We start from the raw sequence: 16,666 nt of genomic DNA on the forward strand, positions 1-16,666 counted from the left end.
GTCAGCTCCCGCCGAGCTGCTGAGTGATCCAGCCAGGGGACGGCCTCGCGAACTTCCGGACCTTGACCTCGACGGTCCGGTCGATGTCGGCGAGCAACCCCTGCCCGTCCTTGAGCGCAGCGGCGGTCTCGGTATCGGTGAGCGACGATGCGTCGTTGGCGCTCAGACGCCCCACCAACCGCAAGCCGAACTCGCGCTGCTCGCCCCTGTCGAGACGCTTATCCAGACCCGCCGGACGGTCGAACCACGCGATCACGTGCACGCCGACCTCCGGACCGTCGCGCAGAATTTTCCCCAGCAGCTTCAACGGGGAATCGTCGTCGTAGTCACCGGGATCGAAGTCTCGTGCCCGGCCCATACCGGCGATGGCCAGCACGCGGGTCGGTAGGTTGCCGTCGTCGAACGCGAGGCGTTCATCCACCAAGGTCGTGAAGTCGCCCAGCACCCTTCGTAGATCGCTCCGATGCCTGTGCACGGCGAAATCCTCCAGCGCATCGAAACTCGATGCGACCGCTCCCCAGGCTTCGTCGGCTCCGACGAAGTCGAGTAGGTCGACGGCCACCCCCTGCTGGCGCAGCCCCGCGAGGGCAACGGCGAGCATCCCGTCGCCCGCTTCGTCGACGACGAGCAGATTGCTGCCGGCTTCGCGCTGCAGCCATGCGAACGTCGGATCCGGGTCCAGCGTCAGCGGCAGACCGATCGGCAGACCAACGCTGTTGGCCTTCGTCTCGGCGGGCGCGAGCGACGCCGCAGTCAGTTTCTCGATCCTCGCCGGCTCATGACCGGCGAAGACGGTGGTGATGTACTGCACCCGGTGGGAGTCGGCGCGATGTACGAGCTGTTTCAGTACTGACTCGCGCAAATCGGCGTCCCAGAACGCCGCCTGGAAGCGCTTGTTGGCATCCCTCATCCCGAATCTCCGGTTCAGGATGCCCTCGCCGGCACGGACCAGGGTCTGCGCGTCGGGGTTCTCCTCACCGAGGATGAGTCGGGAATCGGAGTCGTTGCTCTGCATCGCGATTCGGTCCGGAATGAGCCCCAACACGTGTTTCCCGAGCGTCGCCATCCCCGCGAGTGACTGGGAGGCCAGGAGGACGTGCACGCCGAATGCACGACCCTTGCGCAGGATCTGCTCCAGCTCGTCCGAAGCGGCAGAGGCGATCTTGTCATCGCGGTAGAACAACTGCTGGAACTCGTCGATGATGAGGACGATCCGCTTCAACGGCTGTCCGGTGCGTTCGCGGTAATCGTGCAGCTTCGCGATGCCGTTGCCGGCGGCACCGAACAGATCACCACGGGTCTTGATGGCTCGAGATGCTTCTTGCAGTACCGAGAGGCCGAAGTCGCGCTCGGACTCGATGGCGATCACACGCGCGTGCGGTAGCCCGATGTCGGCGTATTGCTGGAACTCGACGCCCTCCTTGAAGTCGATCAAGTGCAGTTCGAGCTCGTCGGGCGAGTACTCCATCGCGAGACTCATGATGACGGCGTGGATCAGCACCGACTTGCCCGAGCCGGGTCGGCCGCCGATGAGTGCTCCGTAGTCATCTTCGGAATCCACGATCAAGTCGGCGACCTGGCGCGCGCCGATCCGGCCGAAGTGAGCCGCGATAGCCCGTGAACTCGAAGCACGCCACCATGTTTCGGGCCGGTCCGGATCGGCCACGGTGGACCTGAGGGATTCACCGAGCGTGGCCGATGTCGAGCGTTGCTCCTGATCGGCGAGTTCTGCCACACGGTGCGGTGTGACCTTGACGTCCTCGGCGGAGTGCAGGTTGCGCTTCACCGCGTCCAGCTGGCTGGAGACCAGCGCTGTCGAAGGCGGTTCAGCGGAAGCGAAACGCCATGACACCGCGCCGGCACCCACCTGGGCGGTGGTGCCCTTACCCCGCGGAGCCGACGTCGCGCGAGGCAGAGCGACGCCGGACGGCCAGTCGCTCATAGCGGCGATCGTCGTGTCGTTCAGCCGCTCTCCGGCCGAGAACCGTGGCAGCTGTTCAGTCACCGCGTCGACGGCGTCGGAGACCAGGATCGTGAAGACGCCGGACCGCGGCCCGTTGCGGATGATCTTCACGAGTCGGCTGAGCTGGTCCTCGTCCCGGTGACCACCGCGGACGAATCCGGACGGGAAGTCGTAGAGCACTAGCAGGCGATACGGCTCGGCGACCTCTCCAGCTGCGCGGTTGTACTCGGTGAGCGACTTGTGTTCGCCCTGAAGGAAGCGCTGCGTGACGAACGTGATGTGCTCTTCCGTGGACTGGAGCAATTCGGTCAGCTCGCGGTCGCTGGTCTTCACCCGCTCGCCGATGACGCGATCCGCCGAATCACCAAGGCCGAAGAGGAACTTGGCGGAGTTGCCGCCGTGCTCGGGATCGAAGAACCTGATCAACAACTGATTGGCGGGCAGCGCCGTCAACAGGTTGAGGATGGGTCCCTCAAGGCAGCGCCGGTCATCGACCACGAATGCGCCCGCGACGTCGAGATCGAGCACGATCGGGACCGACAGTCCGGGAAGATCGATGGCGTGCGATTGGCTTGTGTAGTTGCCGTACGAATTCGACGAGAAGGAGACCTGGTCGGCGGTCGCGCGACCGATGTAGATGTTCAACGGACCCGGCCCCACCTCGGGCGGATTCGCTGGATCGATTGGTCCGGCGTACGGACCGATGGGCGGTCGAGGAAGTTCGGCGTCCCGCGTCGTGCGCGTGTAGTGGTCTCGCACAGGATGCGCGTTCCCCGTACCACCTTCGATCATCTGCCTGTACCCGCCGAGCGCGTACTCCCGCACCGTGTTGTCGTAGGTGTTCATCAGGGATGTCACCTTCTGGGTGAACTCCTGCTGGAGCTGCCGGCGGCCCTTGTCGGTCCACGGGACCGGGGCGCTCCGCAGCCTCTCGGTGGTCGTCCTCGCGACCCGTACCCAGTCGCTCGGAACCGTGGTGCCGCCGCCGCTGGTGGAGAAGTACTGCGTGCCCGAGAACCGCTTCTCGTACGCGGCCTTCAGATCGTTCTGCGCGCGGGAGAGGTCGTTCAGCGTCTCTCCCAGATCGCCGTGAGCCGCGATGAAGCGGTTACTGATCTCTTGCGCAGCGACACCGACAGTCCTGGCGATGTCGTTCCACTGGTTCACCGCCGAGGGCAGTGATGCAGAGGCCGCCTGAAGCGCGGTTGTGGTGGTACGGGTGGGCGGCTTCGGACGGCGCGGCGGTACCTGCGTCTGCGGCGCCTGCCGGGGGTTCGTTCCGCTCGCGGGTTGCCGGGTGATGCGAGGAGGCGGTGCATCGGACCCCGACGTCGACGGCTCCTGTTGTGGCCGAGAAGTCGCGCGTCCGGGTTTCGTGTAGTTGATCTTCGGCCGGTCGGTCACGGGCTCGGAAGGCGCGGAGGGTGTGGCGGGCCGCGTCGGCTTCGATCTGTCCGGGCGCGTGTAGTCGATTGCCAACGTGATCATCCCTCCCTAAGCGGCGGTGCAAGACCCGACGCTCCCTCGGCCCACTCGACCAGCCGTCTCCAGCCGAACTGCCAGCCGAAATACTAACCAATCCCCCAACGCTCGGCAGAGATAAGCCGGACCGGATCTCCGGCCGCGTAAATTCGCTCGCTAACGTTGCCGGCTGCTGCGATGACCACCAGCAGGTTCTCGTGCCGTCGGCGAACGCCACCGCCGCTCGTATGGCCGACCACTCCACCTGACGACTCATATCCCGACGCGATATAACGAGTACGCCCGATGCCGTCGGTGTTGAAGGGGCGGCCGCAGAGGATTGTCGCAGGAGGATGAGTTCTATGAGCGTCACGCTTACCAAGGGTGCGAACGTCTCGCTGACCAAGGAAGCACCCGACTTGAAGGCCGTGGCGGTAGGGCTCGGATGGAACGTTCGTGCGACCACCGGTGCCGACTTCGACCTCGATGCCAGCGCGATCGCATGCGGCGAGGACAGGCGCGTGATGTCGGACGAGCACTTCATCTTCTTCAACAATCTCGAGTCACCTGACGGCTCGATTCAACACACCGGCGACGAACTGATCGGTGGCACCGGAAGCGATGACGACGAGACCATAAAGGTCAATCTCGCTTCGGTTCCCGCCCAGATCAAGTACGTCGTCTTCACGGTTTCGATCTACGATGCCGATCTCCGCGACCAGACCTTCGGTCAAGTGGGCAACGCCTACATCCGGGTAGTCGACAGCAATTCGGGCAATGAACTCGCCCGCTACGACCTGACCGAAGATGCTTCGACTGAAACCGCGATGGTGTTCGGCGAGCTTTACCGCCGCAACGGCGAGTGGAAGTTCCGCGCCATCGGCCAGGGTTACGCGTCGGGCCTCGCCGGAATCGCACGCGACTACGGCGTCAACGTGGTTTAGCGAGTCCTATCCGACCTTGATCTCGCCCATCTCACCCCAACCGTCCGCACCGACCGAGTCGCTGATGATCAGCGGGGTCGACGCCAGCACGTCCGGCGCCGCGGCGACGAACGTCTTGAAGTGCTCGCTGTTGACGTGCGCGCCACCGGCGTCCCCGTCGCGGAAGCCCTCCACCAGAACGTATTCCGATGGATTCTCCAGGCTGCGCGACCACTCGAAGAACAGGTTGCCCGGCTCGTTCCGCGTCGCCCTGGTGAAGTCGGCGACGAAGTCGGGAAAGCTCTCGACGTGCTCGGGCTTGGGTAGCCACTTAACCACGATGAAAATCACAGCAGATCATTCCTTAGATCAGGGGATGAGGATCGCTCGACCGCGAACGTTGCCGTTGTCGAGATCGGTGATCGCGGACTGGAAGTCGTCGAGCTGGTACTTCTGGGTGTGCAGGTTGACCGCGCCGCGCGCCGCGAGTGCCATCAGATCGCACAGGTCGTTGTAGGACCCGACGAGGTTGCCGATGAAGTTGATCTCGCTGGAGACGATGTCGATGGTCGGCACGTTGATGTTCTCGCCGTAACCCACGACGTAGTAGTCGCCGGCCCCGCGCAGCATCGCCACCCCCTCGGCCGTCGCGCCACCCTCACCGACGAAGTCGACGACGGCTTCCGCACCGTTGCCCCCGGTGAGGTCGAGCACGTGCTGAACCTGCGTTCCGTCGGCCACGACACCGTGATCGGCTCCGATCGCCTCGGCGAGCTTCAGCGCCTCCGGGTTACGGTCCACCACGATGAGCTCGGCGGGCGAGAGCGCCTTGAGCACTTGAATCCCGATGTGCCCCAACCCGCCCGCACCGATGACCACGACGCGGTCGCGTGGCGTCAGCTTGCGCGCCGCCTTGGCCCCCGCGTGATACGCCGTCAGCCCGGCATCGGCCAGCGCCGCCACATCCGACGGCTCCAACGACTCGTCGATCTTCACCACGCTGCGCGCCGAGGTCTTCAGGTACTCCGCGTAGCCGCCGTTGGTGTCGATGCCGGGAAACGCGTTGGCCTCACAGTGCACGTCGTCCCCGGACCGGCACGCCCGGCACAACCCGCAGGTGATCAGCGGATGCACGATCACCTTGTCACCCTCCGCGACGTTGGTGACCGCCGACCCGATCGCCGACACCCAGCCGGCGTTCTCGTGGCCGATCGTGTACGGCAACTGCACCTGTGACTTCTCGGCCCACTGCCCTTCCAGGATGTGCAGATCGGTGCGGCACACCCCGGCGCCGCCGATCTTCACGATGACGTCGAACGGCCCGGTCGGCGTGGGTGCGGGCACGTCGGCCATCTCGAGGTTCTGGTGGTAGCCCACCACTTGCACTGCTCTCATGTCGATCTCCTTTAGTGGATGAGTTCGGATACGGGGATGAATGCACTCGGCTCGTCGCCGTAGCGGGTACGCAGCAGCCCACGGCAGAAGTGCGCGTTGCCGTCGATCGAGATGCGCGTCGACCGGGCGCGTCGCAGCGCCAGGTCGGGATCGGCCGGCGGCCGTCCTTCGTGGTCGACGAGCACCAATGACTCACCGGCCGTGGGCAGTTCGAGTGCGTCACGCCGACGCAGTAGCGCGCGGGTCGCGTCGTCGTCCGGCAGTTCGCCCAGCGTCACCGACCCCAGCGACTCGGATGGACGCCCGGCGCGAAGCAGCGCGGTCAGGCAGCGCTCCATGGCCGCGGTGTGCGCCTTGCGGCGGAACGTCTCGCGCAACTCGTCGAGGCTGTCGTCGGCCTCGTGTTGGAACGTGCCACGATACCCCGCATCAGCCGCCAGGCCGGCGTTGATGATCGGCGAATCGTGATGGTCGTCCAGCTCGACCACCACGTTGCGCGTCCAGTCGAGCTGCTTCAGAACGTCTTTCGCGTCGGATGCCATCAGGTAGGCGAAGTTCGGCGAGCAGAACGACGTCGGCAGCCGCAGGTGCACCTTGATGTTGCCACTGGGCGACACCACCAGCGAGCGCACGAAGCCCAGGTCGGTGATCGGCTCGTCGAGTTCGGGGTCGAGCACCGAACCCAGTGCGGCGTAGGCGCTTTCGTGCCGGCTCATCACGCGTCGACCAGGTTGTCGGCACCGCGCGGCCCGGTCTTGGTTTCGTCGGCCTCGGGAAGCTGAAGCTCGGCCGGCACCGGGATGTCGTACATCTTGGCGGCGTTGAGCCCGAGGATCTTCTTCTTCTGGTCGATCGTGATCGGCGCGTACTCGGCGAGTTCCTCGGGGATCTGGAAGTCGACGAACTTCTCGATCAGCCACTTCGGCGTCCACAGCGCGTAGTCCGACGAGAACTGGATGCGGTCCTCCCCGATCCAGTAGAGGAGCTCACCCATGATCTGCCCGAAGTACTTCGGCCGGGTGTGAATGAACGGCATCGCGACCGCCAGTCCGGCGTGAACGTTGGGCTCCTGCGTGGCGATCCAGCAGAAGTCCTCCAGTCGCGGCAACCCGCAGTGCTCGACGACGAAGTTGAGGTCGGTGAAGTCGGACGCGACGTGGTCGATGTCGGCGACGTCGAAGGCATCGCGATCGAGCGGCCGAATCGTCGGACCCTTGTGCACGTGGATGTTCCGCACGCCGAGCTCGCGGCACGCCTCGAAGTAGCGGTAGGCCCACGGGTCGTCCATCCGCCAGCCGCGCGATTCGCCGTGCCACTCGGCGGTGTAGAGCTTGACGCCCTTGAGCCCGTACTTCGTGACGTCCTCGCGGAACTGGTACAGGCCGGCCTCGCCGTTACGGGGATCGAAGTGGTGGTTGTAGGTCAGCTTGTCGGGGTTGTTGGACGCGAGCTCGAACGCCTCGTCGGTCTGACCGAAGCCCTTGTAGTAGAACTCGCCGAGGTAGGCCGGCTGGAAGATCGCATGGTCGACGTACCCGTCCTCGAACAGGTCCTTCATCAGCCGGGCGCCGCCCTGGTAGAGGTACTCCTCGTAGGTCCAGAGCTCGGACTCGGGCGACAGGTTGCGGTGGTAGTCGTAGAAGCAGTCGATGAACTGCTTGCCGTGGATGTTGCGCTGGTTCTCCGGCCGCGCATCCCACAGGGCCACGTGGGCGTCGACGATGAAGAAGCGGTTGTCGTCCTTCTGATACATGGGCTGGTTCCTCTGTTCGTGTGACTGCTGTCACAGCCTGCGGCGAGCCTATGAGCGCCGACGACCGCTGCCGAGGGGGTCGCCGTCTCAATCTGAGACGCAGGTAGGGGTGCTTTCCCGACGCGGACGCGCGAGGGTTTGTAACGTGGATCACATGCCCGACGGCCTGCCCGAACGCGCCGGCTTCGCCGATCTCCAGCACAGCAACGTGCCGGACCGGTTGCTCGCGTCGTGGCAGCGCAGCGAGGACTACGGGATTCCACTGGACGCGGTCGAGCCGGTGTTCACCGGGACCGACGACCTGAGTTCGCTGTTCTTCCAGTGCGGCAACGAGGTGCTGGCCGATCTGCACCGGACGCTGGCCAACGAGCCCGTCAGCATGATGCTCACCGACGCCGAAGGTGTCGTGCTGTCGCGCCTGTCCGGTGACCGGTCGCTCCTGCAGGCGCTCGACGACGTGCACCTCGCACCCGGCTTCGGCTACGCCGAGCGCGACGTCGGCACCAACGGACTGGGCCTCGCATTGGCCGACCGCGTGCCGACGCTGGTGCGCGCCGATCAGCACTACTCGCTGAGCCTGTGCACCTTCACCTGCGCTGCGGTACCGGTGCTGGATCCCACGTCGGGCCGGCTCGAGGGCAGCGTGAACCTGACGACGTGGTCGCGCTCCTCGAGTGACCTGCTGCTCGCGCTGGCGCGGTCGGCGGCGTCGAACACCGCGGCGCTGATGCAGGCCCGCTCGAGCGGACGGTCGGCGCGACACGTGCCGCGCGGCCAGGTGTTCCGCGTCGAGGTGCCGAGGCTGGAGCCGGGCTCGGGGACGCTGCACTCGCTGTCGGACGCCTGGAACGCCGCGGTCACCCACGCGGAGCGTGGGATGCGGGCGGGAGGCGTCGTCGCGGCGGTCGGCGAGACGGGGGCGGGCCGGGCGACGGTGTTGGCGCAGGCCGCGCGCCACCTGTTCCCGCGCGATCGCATTCTGTCGGCGAGCGCGCCCGCCCCGACGGATGTGCAGACCTGGCTCGGGCTGTGGACGCCCGAGGTGGGCAAGCCGCACACCGCGGTCATCGTGCGCGACGTCGACCTGCTGCCGCCGTGGGTGGCCGAGCGGTTGCGTGATCTCGTATTGCGAAGCGGCGCCGAGGGGTCCGTGCCGTTCGCCGTGACGGCGGAGCGCTTCGAGGACATTCCGACCGCGCTGGCGTCGCTCGTCGACACGGTGGTGCCGGTGCCGTCTCTGCGCGAGCGGCCGGACGATGCGATGGCCCTGGCGCACCACATCGCGATGCGGGTGCGCGGCCGCGCGGTGACGTTCACGCCGTCGGCCGCGCGGGCGCTGTCCGGATACGACTGGCCGGGAAACGTCGGCGAGCTGACACGGGTGGTCGGTCAGCTCGCGGGCCGGATGGACGTCATCGACGCGAAGGCGTTGCCTCCGGAGGTGTTGGCGGGCAACACCCGTCACCTGTCGCGCATCGAGGCGTTCGAACGCGGGGAGATCGTGCGCGTGCTGGGTCTCGACGGGCTGACGATGGCGGAGGTGGCGTCCGAACTCGGCATGAGCCGGGCCACGCTGTACCGCAAGATCGCCCAGTACGACATCCACATGGAGCGGGACTGAGCCGCGACTCGGAATCCGACGACGTTGAAGGCCCCGAAACGTCGCCACGTTCCGTCTCGCGGTCACCAGACGAGACCACGCTCGCGCAACGGTGTCTCAACCCGAGCAATGTAGGTCGCGCGACGCTTGTAGAGCAGGTCGCTTCCCGCCCGGACGACGTGCCAGTGCGCGTCGACGTACGCGACACCCTTGTCGATGTCCCGAGCTCGGATCGCCGGATCCGTCCAGTGCTGCTCGCCGTCGTATTCGATCGCAACCCTGACGTCCTCATACGCCATGTCGACGCGGCCGATGAACTGCCCGTGGTCGTCGAACACCCGGTACTGAGTCGTCGGCGCCGGCAGTCCTGCGTCGATGAGCGCCAGCCTCGCGGCGGTTTCGTGCGGCGACTCCGCCCCGCCGTCCGCCAACCGCAATACCGCGCGCAGACGTTTCAGGCCCCGAACGCCGGGGTGCGCCGCCGCGACAGCCTCGATCTCGCCCACCGTCACCCCCGTGACGTTCATGACCGCGTCGATTCGCTGCACCGCGCACAAGCGGTTGCGGGTATACCGACCTATGTCGAAAGCCGTTCGTGCAGGGGATGTTACGGAGACATCACCGACGATCGAGGATTCGCCGGCTCCCAACGCCTCCGTTCGGACGATCAGCTTCTTCGGGGACTTGTGGTTGTCGTGAATCAACTCGGCAGGCTCATGGCCCTCCACCCATCGCACACCGTGCATGGCCGCGGCGGAATGACCCGCAACGACACCTCGTCGTTTCGACCACAGCCACGCGGCGATCGCACGCTCGCGCGCCGTGGGCTTGTGGCCCTTCGGCACGTAGACACCCGGATACACATCCTCGAAGCCCTTGCGCATCGCCCGTTCGGGAATGACGCCTGCCCCGAGCGCTTCAGCGCCGATGAACGGCCATCGCACGTCGCCCACGCATCGGAGGGTGGCATCGCCGGGCAGGAGCGCACTCAATCCATCCACAGGCGCCGCGATATGGAATCCCACGACGCTCGACGCCCTAATACGTCGTCAGGTTCCGGGTCGCGACAGGGCTCCGCCCCGGACCGCGGTGTCGCAGTCCGGGGCGGAAGGGAACTGGCTTATGCGGCGGCGGCCACCGGCTGGGCGGGCGTGACCTCGATCTCGCGGCGTCCGCGCTGCGAGGCCAGGGTCATGAGCGCCCAGACTCCGCTGACGACCAGGATCTCGACGATCGGGTACACCGGCCACGGGCCGAGCACGTCCATCAGGCTGGCGGCTTCGGGCTTGCGGTTGAGGTAGCCGTAGTTGGTGCCGGCCAGGACGTTGAACGTGAACGTGACGGCGGCCCAGGTGAGGGTGGCTTTGACGGCGAAGCGGTAGCTGCTCCAGTCCGGGCGCATCCCGCGGCCCCAGGCGAGGTAGATCGGCGTCCACACGACGAGCAGGTGCAGGCCCATGAACGTCATGAAGCCGTGGGCCGGGAAGTCCGGGCCGCCGACGTCGGGTGTGATCAGAGCCTGCGAGCTGAGCACCAGGCCCCAGAAGAAGACGAGCGCGAACGCCCACTGTTTGCGCGACCAGAGCGCGTACGCGGCGGTGAGTTCGGCGACGTCGCACAGTTGCAGCGGCATGACCTCGTTGATGTCGGGATCGACCAGCTTGTAGGCCATCGCGATGGCGACGGCCGCGAGGATGACGAGGGCCATGGCGCGGCTGAAGCGGTGCGCCTGCTCTTCGGTCTGCCGGCGTCCGACGACGACGAGTGCGACGGCGCCGACGACGAACACCCCGAGGGTGATCAGATGCGACGTGCCGAATGCGACGAATTCCTGTGATGCGGCGAGCGTGTCCATTTCGATCCCCCGTGAGTTTGGTGTCGGTAGGGCGTGTTGTTGGCAGTACGATGCGCCGCCCCACTTGGGGAATTCTTGAAAGTCAGCTCCGCCGCGCCCGCACGACGTCGGCCACCCGCTCAGCGGCCGCGGCCGGGTCCTCGTGCTCCCACACCCGGACGCACGCCCACCCCGCCGCCGCCAGCCGCGCATCGGTGTCCCGGTCGCGAGCCCGGTTACCGGAGACCTTGTCCGCCCAGAACTCCGCGTTGGCCTTGGCGACGGTGTGATGCTCGGGGCAGCCGTGCCAGAAGCAGCCGTCGAGGAACACCGCGACCTTCGCTCGCGAGAACACCAGGTCGGCGCGGCGCCGCATCTGCGTCAGCGGCTTGGCATCCACCCGGTACCGCAGCCCCAGCGCGTGAACGGCCTTGCGCAGCGCCAACTCCGGCTTCGTGTCGCGACGCTTGTTCGCCTGCATGCTGCGCCGCACCCCGGCGTTCGACGCCCACGACTCGGCCACGTCACGCTCCGTCGATGCGCACCCGGAACATCGCAGGCCACTCCTTGCCGACGTACAGGAACTCGTCGCCACCCGCCCACGCGAGGCTGCTGAACACCTGCCGGTTCGACCGCTCACCGAACCGCCACAGCGAGCTGGTGTCGACCGATAGATCCACCAGGCCGGACGCCGGATCGATTCTCGCGATCTCGGTGCTCGGCCACACGGCGCCCCACACCTGCCCGCCGACGCACTCCAACTCGTCGATCCCCCAGACCGGTTCGCCGTTCTGCGTGACCGACACCTCGCCGGTCTTCCTCAGGTCCATGTCGTAGAAGTCCAGATCATCGGTGCCGTTGCTGACGACCAGGCGGTCACCGTCGCGGCAGATCCCCCAGGCGTTCGGGAACGGGATCTCCCGTCGCACCGTGAGCGTCGCCCTATCCCACTCGATGATGACCCCACCGTCGTAGGTGAGCTGCAGGATGCGATCCCCCAGCACCACGAAACCCTCGCCGAAGTAGTTGTTCGGCAGCGGCGTCGCGCGCAGCACCCGACCGGTGTCGGGGTCGACCTGCCGCAGCTCCGACTTGCCGTTCTCACCGGTCGCCTCGTAAAGCACGTCACCGTCGAGCTCGAGGCCCTCGGTGTAGGCGGCCGGATCGTGCGGGATCTCCGCGATCACCGTCGGCGTGACGACGGGCACCGCGGGGTCGGCCGACGCCACCGGTGACGCAGCCACCACCCCGAGGACGACCAGGACCGCGGCGGCACGCATGTACATTCCTGCTTTCTACCCGATCAGCCGGTGAGCGAGAAGCGGAGTGGGGAGAACCAAGAATCCGCCAAGTGCCGGCGCGGAGACTCGGCGTCATGTCAGACATGAAAGTCCTCGCGGCTTTGGCGTCCTATCCGAGCCCGGTGACGCTGCGCCAACCGCAGTGGATTCGCTACGCGGATATCGCCGGTGCGCTCGGTGCGTTGGCCGTCGGCTACAAGATCGGCACCGGCACCGTGGCGTGCCCGCCCGTCGGACTCTTCCTGGCCGTCGTCGGTGGACTCGTCCTCGGCCTGGCCGTTCGCGACCTCCGTCGACCGTGCTCACTGACACTGAACGCCAACGGTTTCCAGCTCCGCGATCACAAGGAGCAGGTGAGCGTCCCCTGGAACTACGTGCAGCACTTCCGCGAGGTCGGCGATGAGGAGTTCACCGTCGGCTTCGATCTCGTCACACCGGACGGTGCGATGTCGGGCACCCGCGGCCTTCGCTTCCCCGACGCCTTCGGACTGGACGGGCCCGACCTGCTGGCGCTGCTCACTCAGTGGCACGCCAAATCGCTCGGGTTGCCCAGGTCGATCGACTGACGGCACGCCGTCCCACCTGCGCCGACTTCCCCACCGAGCTCACTACGATGGCCACGTGCCCGAGCCGTCGCGCGTTCTAATCGGCGAACGGCCCGGTGTCGATACCGGCTTCGAGCGATTCCGCACCCGCAACGGCAGCTACGAACGCATCCTCACCGATCGCGAGGGCCGGCACACCACCAGCGTCCTCGCCCGCTACTCCGGCAGCGACACCCGGCCCACCTCCGCGGGTGAAGCCGAGCGCGCCTGGCTGCAGAGTGCGACGCCACCGCCGCAGGGCGCATCTCGGTCCGCACTGCGCGCGGTCGACCTGTTCTCCGGCTGCGGCGGCCTGTCGATCGGACTGGCCGAAGCGGCCCGTGCGCTGAACCGACCCTTCGAACCCGTACTGGCCGTGGACGTCGACCGCACCGCCATCGAGACCTACGCCGCCAACTTCCCGTCCGCCGCGGCGCGCTGCGACGACGTCGGCGACGTGCTGCCGGGCAGCCCCGGCGCGCGGCTCACGTCCGTCGAACGCGCGCTCGCCAAGCAGCATCTCGGCATCGACGTGCTCGTCGGCGGACCGCCCTGCCAGGGGCACAGCGACTTCAACAACCGGACCCGTCACCGCGACCACAAGAACGAGCTCTACTCGACGATGGTGCGCGCTGCTGAAGTCCTTGAGCCGCAGCACATCCTGATCGAGAACGTGCCGGGCGCCGTCAACGACCGCCGCGCCGTCGTGCAACGCACCGCCGATGCACTCGACGAGCTGGGCTACCGCGTCTCGACCGGTGTCGTCGATCTCAGCGAGCTGGGCGTCCCGCAGCGCCGCCGCCGCCTCCTGCTGCTCGCCAGCCTCACCCACAGCGTCACCCCCGCCGAGATCACCGCACGCCACCGCCGCCGGCCCCGCGACATCGCCTGGGCGTTCCAGGATCTCGAGACCATGCCCGACGCGGCGCGGACCCGACTCGTCGACGCCGTCGCCCAGTCCGCTCCGGCGACCCGGCGGCGGATCGACTACCTCTTCGACAACGCGCTGGCCGACCTCCCCGACAGCCAGCGCCCCGCGTGCCACGCCGGCGGCAGCCACAGCTACAAGTCCATCTACGGCCGGCTCGCCTGGGACCGCCCCGCGCAGACCGTCACCACCGGGTTCTACAGCATGTGCATGGGCCGCTACGTCCACCCGAGCCGCCGCCGCACCATCACCGCGCACGAAGCCGCACGGCTGCAGTACATTCCGGACTGGTTCTCGTTCGACCGGGTGCGTCAGCGCACGGCTCTGGCGCACATGATCGGCAACGCGGTGCCGTCGCGGCTGAGCTACGCCGTGGCTCTGGAATGGTTGCGTTGAGGGTAGCCGGGCTGTTCGCGGGCATCGGCGGACTCGAGCTCGGCATGACCGCCGGCGGCCACCACACGCACCTACTGGTCGAACACAACCCCGCCGCGATGCACGTGCTGCGCCGTCGCTTCCCGGACACCAAGCTCGAGAGCGACGTCCGCGACCTGGTGGCACTGCCCCGGAGCACCGACGTCGTGGTCGCCGGATTCCCCTGCCAGGATCTCAGCAGCGTGGGCCGCAAGGTCGGAATCGACGGTGCGCGAAGCAGTCTCGTCGGCGAGGTGTTCCGGCTGGCCACTCGGTCCGACGTGCCGTGGCTGGTGTTGGAGAACGTGCCGTTCCTGATGTCGCTCGCACGGGGCGCCGCACTCGCGCTCATCACGACGACGCTGACCGACCTCGGCTACCGGTGGGCGTATCGCGTCGTCGACAGCAATGCGTTCGGACTGCCGCAGCGCCGCAACCGCTGGTACCTGGTGGCGAGCCGCGACGGCGATCCGCGTGACGTGCTGCTGGCCGACGACACCGAGAAGCCGCTTCCCGCAGTCGATTACCCCGATGTGGCGTGCGGCTTCTACTGGACCGAGGGCATGCGATCGTTCGGGTGGGGCGTCGACTGCGTGCCGCCGATCAAGTGCGGGTCGTCGGTCGGGGTGCCGTCACCGCCGGCGATCCGGCTGCCGTCGGGCCGGTACATCACCCCGGACGTACGGGACGCCGAACGGCTACAGGGCTTTCCCGCCGACTGGACCGCGCCCGCCGAGGAGGTCGCCCGCCACGGCGAGCGCTGGCGGATGATCGGCAACTCGGTCAGCGCCCCGGCCGCGGCGTGGATAGGCAGACGGCTCGCAGCTCCCGGCCGCTACGACGCCACGTGCGACCTCCCGTGGACGACGCCGAAGTGGCCACGCAGAGCCGCGTGGGCCGACTTCGACGGCGTCGTGCACGCGGCGGACGTCGGCCCGTGGCCGGAGTGGCATCCGCGTCCGGGCCTCGCCGAGTTCCTCGAGCACCCCGGCAAGCCGCTGTCCGCACGGGCGGCGAACGGCTTCCTGAGCCGTACCCGCAAGGGCACCCTGCGATTTCCGCCGGGCTTCCTGGCCGAGCTCGGCGACTACTCGAAGGCCGTGCCGACTAGCGCGTGACGGTGTGGTTCCGCTTGCCCGTGATGCCGAGGTACAGGGCGATCAGGACGACCGCGACGATGATCCCCACCAGGAACGGGATGATCTCGAAGCCGCCGTTGGAGTTCGAGTAGCCGAGCTGGTAGGTGAGCCATGTGCCGACGAACGATCCGAGCGCGCCCAGCAACACGGTCATGATCAGGCCGATGTTCTGCTTGCCCGGCATGACGAGTCGGGCGAGTACGCCCACGATGAGTCCGACGATGATGGCGCCTATGATGGTTCCGATCATGATTCTCTCCAAGGGTTCGGTGTCGGCGGTTCTTTCCGCCGAGCGGCTGAGGACTACCCCGAATCCGGCGGAGTTAACGGCCGCGCCGAACGGGTAACCGGCCACGGTGGGTATAGCCGACCGGATCGACGCCCTGCAGGACCGCCATCCGTGGCTGGGCTTTCCGGTGGCCGTCATCTACAAGTTCGTCGACGACCAGGGCGGGTATCTCGCCGCGCTCATCGCCTACTACGCGTTCGTGTCGACGTTCCCGCTGCTGCTCCTGGGGTCGACGGTGCTCAGTTGGGTCCTCGACGGCGATCCCGACCTCCAGCAGCGCGTGATCGATTCGGCGCTGAGCCAGTTCCCCGTCATCGGCGACCAACTCAACCAGCCGACGCACCTCAGCGGCGGCGTCGTCGGCATCCTCATCGGTGTCCTCGGCGCGCTGTACGGCGGCCTCGGCATCGCGGTCGCGCTGCAGAACGCGATGAACGTCGCATGGGGGGTGCCACGCAACGAGCGCCCCAACCCCTTCGCGGCGAGGGCGCGCGGCCTGCTGATCCTGGCCACCGTCGGCACCGCACTGCTAGCCGCCGCCGTCCTCCCCAAGATCGGCGACCTCATCGGAATCACCGGCCCGATCGCGCGAATCGCCGTTCCCGTCGGCACCGTCGCGGTCAACACGCTGGCGTTCCTCTTCGCGTTTCACGTGTCGACCACACGCAAGCTCACCCTCGCCGAGATCGCGCCAGGCGCCGTCGCAGCCGCCGTCGGCTGGCAGCTGATCCAGTCGTTCGGCGGCACGTTCATCGGCCACGTGATGACCTCGGCGAGCGCGACGAACGCCGTCTTCGCGCTGATCCTCGGCATGCTCGCACTGTTCTACGCCACCGCGATCGTCGTGGTGCTGTGCGCCGAGGTGAACGTCGTGCGCGTCGACAAGCTCTATCCCCGCGCGGTGTTGACGCTGTTCACCGACAGCGTGGACCTCACCCCCGGCGACCGACGGGCCTACACGGCGCAGGCGGAAGCGCAGCGCAACAAGGACTTCCAGAACGTCGACGTCACCTTCGACGAGCCGGGCGACTCCGCCGAGCAGACGCAAAAGCCCCTGAATCCCGCCAAATGAGGGGACTTTG

The 16,666-nt window shown here is 67.3% G+C and carries 16 protein-coding genes; 6 read left to right on the forward strand and 10 right to left on the reverse strand.

What is annotated here, in order from left to right; translation table 11 throughout:
* Position 1: 1 nt before the first annotated feature.
* On the reverse strand, positions 2 to 3,130 hold the full coding sequence (locus NM203_RS33330; RefSeq protein ID WP_255061276.1) for an FtsK/SpoIIIE domain-containing protein: 3,129 nt from the start codon (positions 3,128 to 3,130) through the stop codon (positions 2 to 4).
* A gap of 656 nt (positions 3,131 to 3,786) precedes the next feature.
* Between NM203_RS33330 and NM203_RS17300 the strand changes: the two genes are divergently transcribed.
* Entirely contained in the window at positions 3,787 to 4,368 is a 582-nt protein-coding gene (locus tag NM203_RS17300; RefSeq protein ID WP_255061277.1) for a TerD family protein, read from the forward strand.
* Between the two features lie 6 nt (positions 4,369 to 4,374).
* On the opposite strand, the gene NM203_RS17305 is transcribed toward NM203_RS17300, so the two are convergent.
* The 4 genes from NM203_RS17305 to NM203_RS17320 are packed head-to-tail and all read right to left on the reverse strand — an operon-like array spanning position 4,375 to position 7,495.
* A complete protein-coding gene (locus NM203_RS17305; protein WP_255061278.1) occupies positions 4,375 to 4,698 on the reverse strand; it encodes a putative quinol monooxygenase in 324 nt (107 codons plus the stop codon).
* A gap of 18 nt (positions 4,699 to 4,716) precedes the next feature.
* Positions 4,717 to 5,742, reverse strand: a complete 1,026-nt coding sequence (locus NM203_RS17310) for an NAD(P)-dependent alcohol dehydrogenase (RefSeq protein ID WP_255061279.1) — start codon at positions 5,740 to 5,742, stop codon at positions 4,717 to 4,719.
* An 11-nt stretch (positions 5,743 to 5,753) separates the two neighbouring features.
* Positions 5,754 to 6,458, reverse strand: coding sequence for an iron-sulfur cluster assembly protein (locus NM203_RS17315; RefSeq protein ID WP_255061280.1), 705 nt, complete (start codon positions 6,456 to 6,458; stop codon positions 5,754 to 5,756).
* The gene (locus tag NM203_RS17320) at positions 6,458 to 7,495 is read right to left on the reverse strand and encodes an amidohydrolase family protein (protein WP_255061281.1); all 1,038 of its coding nucleotides are present in this window, start codon (positions 7,493 to 7,495) and stop codon (positions 6,458 to 6,460) included. Before NM203_RS17320 ends, NM203_RS17315 begins: the two co-directional genes overlap by 1 nt.
* 154 nt (positions 7,496 to 7,649) lie before the next feature.
* Between NM203_RS17320 and NM203_RS17325 the strand changes: the two genes are divergently transcribed.
* A complete protein-coding gene (locus tag NM203_RS17325) occupies positions 7,650 to 9,116 on the forward strand; it encodes an AAA-type ATPase lid domain-containing protein (protein ID WP_255061282.1) in 1,467 nt (488 codons plus the stop codon).
* Positions 9,117 to 9,178: 62 nt separating this feature from the next.
* Here the strand turns inward: NM203_RS17325 and NM203_RS17330 are convergent, their stop codons facing one another.
* The 4 genes from NM203_RS17330 to NM203_RS17345 form a co-directional block, all read right to left on the reverse strand.
* Positions 9,179 to 10,048, reverse strand: coding sequence for a hypothetical protein (locus tag NM203_RS17330; RefSeq protein ID WP_255061283.1), 870 nt, complete (start codon positions 10,046 to 10,048; stop codon positions 9,179 to 9,181).
* Between the two features lie 167 nt (positions 10,049 to 10,215).
* On the reverse strand, positions 10,216 to 10,950 hold the full coding sequence (locus NM203_RS17335) for a YwaF family protein (protein ID WP_255061285.1): 735 nt from the start codon (positions 10,948 to 10,950) through the stop codon (positions 10,216 to 10,218).
* Between the two features lie 82 nt (positions 10,951 to 11,032).
* Complete coding sequence (locus tag NM203_RS17340; protein ID WP_255061286.1) at positions 11,033 to 11,452, reverse strand: very short patch repair endonuclease; 420 nt, start codon at positions 11,450 to 11,452, stop codon at positions 11,033 to 11,035.
* Position 11,453: 1 nt separating this feature from the next.
* Positions 11,454 to 12,215: a glutaminyl-peptide cyclotransferase gene (locus tag NM203_RS17345; protein ID WP_255061287.1), complete on the reverse strand. Its 762-nt coding sequence runs from the start codon at positions 12,213 to 12,215 to the stop codon at positions 11,454 to 11,456.
* Positions 12,216 to 12,304: 89 nt separating this feature from the next.
* On the opposite strand from NM203_RS17345, the gene NM203_RS17350 reads away from it, so the two are divergent.
* From NM203_RS17350 to NM203_RS17360, 3 genes are read left to right on the forward strand one after another with little or no spacing between them, the layout of a single operon-like run.
* The gene (locus NM203_RS17350) at positions 12,305 to 12,796 is read left to right on the forward strand and encodes a hypothetical protein (protein ID WP_255061288.1); all 492 of its coding nucleotides are present in this window, start codon (positions 12,305 to 12,307) and stop codon (positions 12,794 to 12,796) included.
* 55 nt (positions 12,797 to 12,851) lie between these two features.
* On the forward strand, positions 12,852 to 14,138 hold the full coding sequence (locus NM203_RS17355; protein ID WP_255061289.1) for a DNA cytosine methyltransferase: 1,287 nt from the start codon (positions 12,852 to 12,854) through the stop codon (positions 14,136 to 14,138).
* The gene (locus NM203_RS17360; protein WP_255061290.1) at positions 14,126 to 15,274 is read left to right on the forward strand and encodes a DNA cytosine methyltransferase; all 1,149 of its coding nucleotides are present in this window, start codon (positions 14,126 to 14,128) and stop codon (positions 15,272 to 15,274) included. The genes NM203_RS17355 and NM203_RS17360 overlap by 13 nt, the downstream gene beginning before the upstream one ends.
* On the opposite strand, the gene NM203_RS17365 is transcribed toward NM203_RS17360, so the two are convergent.
* Complete coding sequence (locus tag NM203_RS17365) at positions 15,264 to 15,545, reverse strand: GlsB/YeaQ/YmgE family stress response membrane protein (protein WP_255061291.1); 282 nt, start codon at positions 15,543 to 15,545, stop codon at positions 15,264 to 15,266. The two genes, NM203_RS17360 and NM203_RS17365, sit on opposite strands and share 11 nt — an antisense overlap.
* Before the next feature lie 106 nt (positions 15,546 to 15,651).
* On the opposite strand from NM203_RS17365, the gene NM203_RS17370 reads away from it, so the two are divergent.
* Positions 15,652 to 16,656: a YihY/virulence factor BrkB family protein gene (locus NM203_RS17370; RefSeq protein WP_255061292.1), complete on the forward strand. Its 1,005-nt coding sequence runs from the start codon at positions 15,652 to 15,654 to the stop codon at positions 16,654 to 16,656.
* Positions 16,657 to 16,666: the final 10 nt, after the last annotated feature.

Origin of the sequence: Mycolicibacterium arenosum (genome assembly GCF_024320865.1) — a bacterium.
GTDB classification, from domain to species: Bacteria; Actinomycetota; Actinomycetes; order Mycobacteriales; family Mycobacteriaceae; genus Mycobacterium; species Mycobacterium arenosum.

Excerpts from the sequence above, each read along its gene's own strand:
- NM203_RS17345 (WP_255061287.1), bottom strand. The coding sequence starts at position 12,215 with ATGTACATGCGTGCCGCCGCGGTCCTGGTCGTCCTCGGGGTGGTGGCT.
- NM203_RS17320 (WP_255061281.1), bottom strand. The coding sequence starts at position 7,495 with ATGTATCAGAAGGACGACAACCGCTTCTTCATCGTCGACGCCCACGTG.
- NM203_RS17360 (WP_255061290.1), top strand. The coding sequence starts at position 14,126 with ATGGTTGCGTTGAGGGTAGCCGGGCTGTTCGCGGGCATCGGCGGACTC.
- NM203_RS17335 (WP_255061285.1), bottom strand. The coding sequence starts at position 10,950 with ATGGACACGCTCGCCGCATCACAGGAATTCGTCGCATTCGGCACGTCG.
- NM203_RS17350 (WP_255061288.1), top strand. The coding sequence starts at position 12,305 with ATGTCAGACATGAAAGTCCTCGCGGCTTTGGCGTCCTATCCGAGCCCG.
- NM203_RS17315 (WP_255061280.1), bottom strand. The coding sequence starts at position 6,458 with ATGAGCCGGCACGAAAGCGCCTACGCCGCACTGGGTTCGGTGCTCGAC.
- NM203_RS17310 (WP_255061279.1), bottom strand. The coding sequence starts at position 5,742 with ATGAGAGCAGTGCAAGTGGTGGGCTACCACCAGAACCTCGAGATGGCC.
- NM203_RS17300 (WP_255061277.1), top strand. The coding sequence starts at position 3,787 with ATGAGCGTCACGCTTACCAAGGGTGCGAACGTCTCGCTGACCAAGGAA.
- NM203_RS17365 (WP_255061291.1), bottom strand. The coding sequence starts at position 15,545 with ATGATCGGAACCATCATAGGCGCCATCATCGTCGGACTCATCGTGGGC.
- NM203_RS17325 (WP_255061282.1), top strand. The coding sequence starts at position 7,650 with ATGCCCGACGGCCTGCCCGAACGCGCCGGCTTCGCCGATCTCCAGCAC.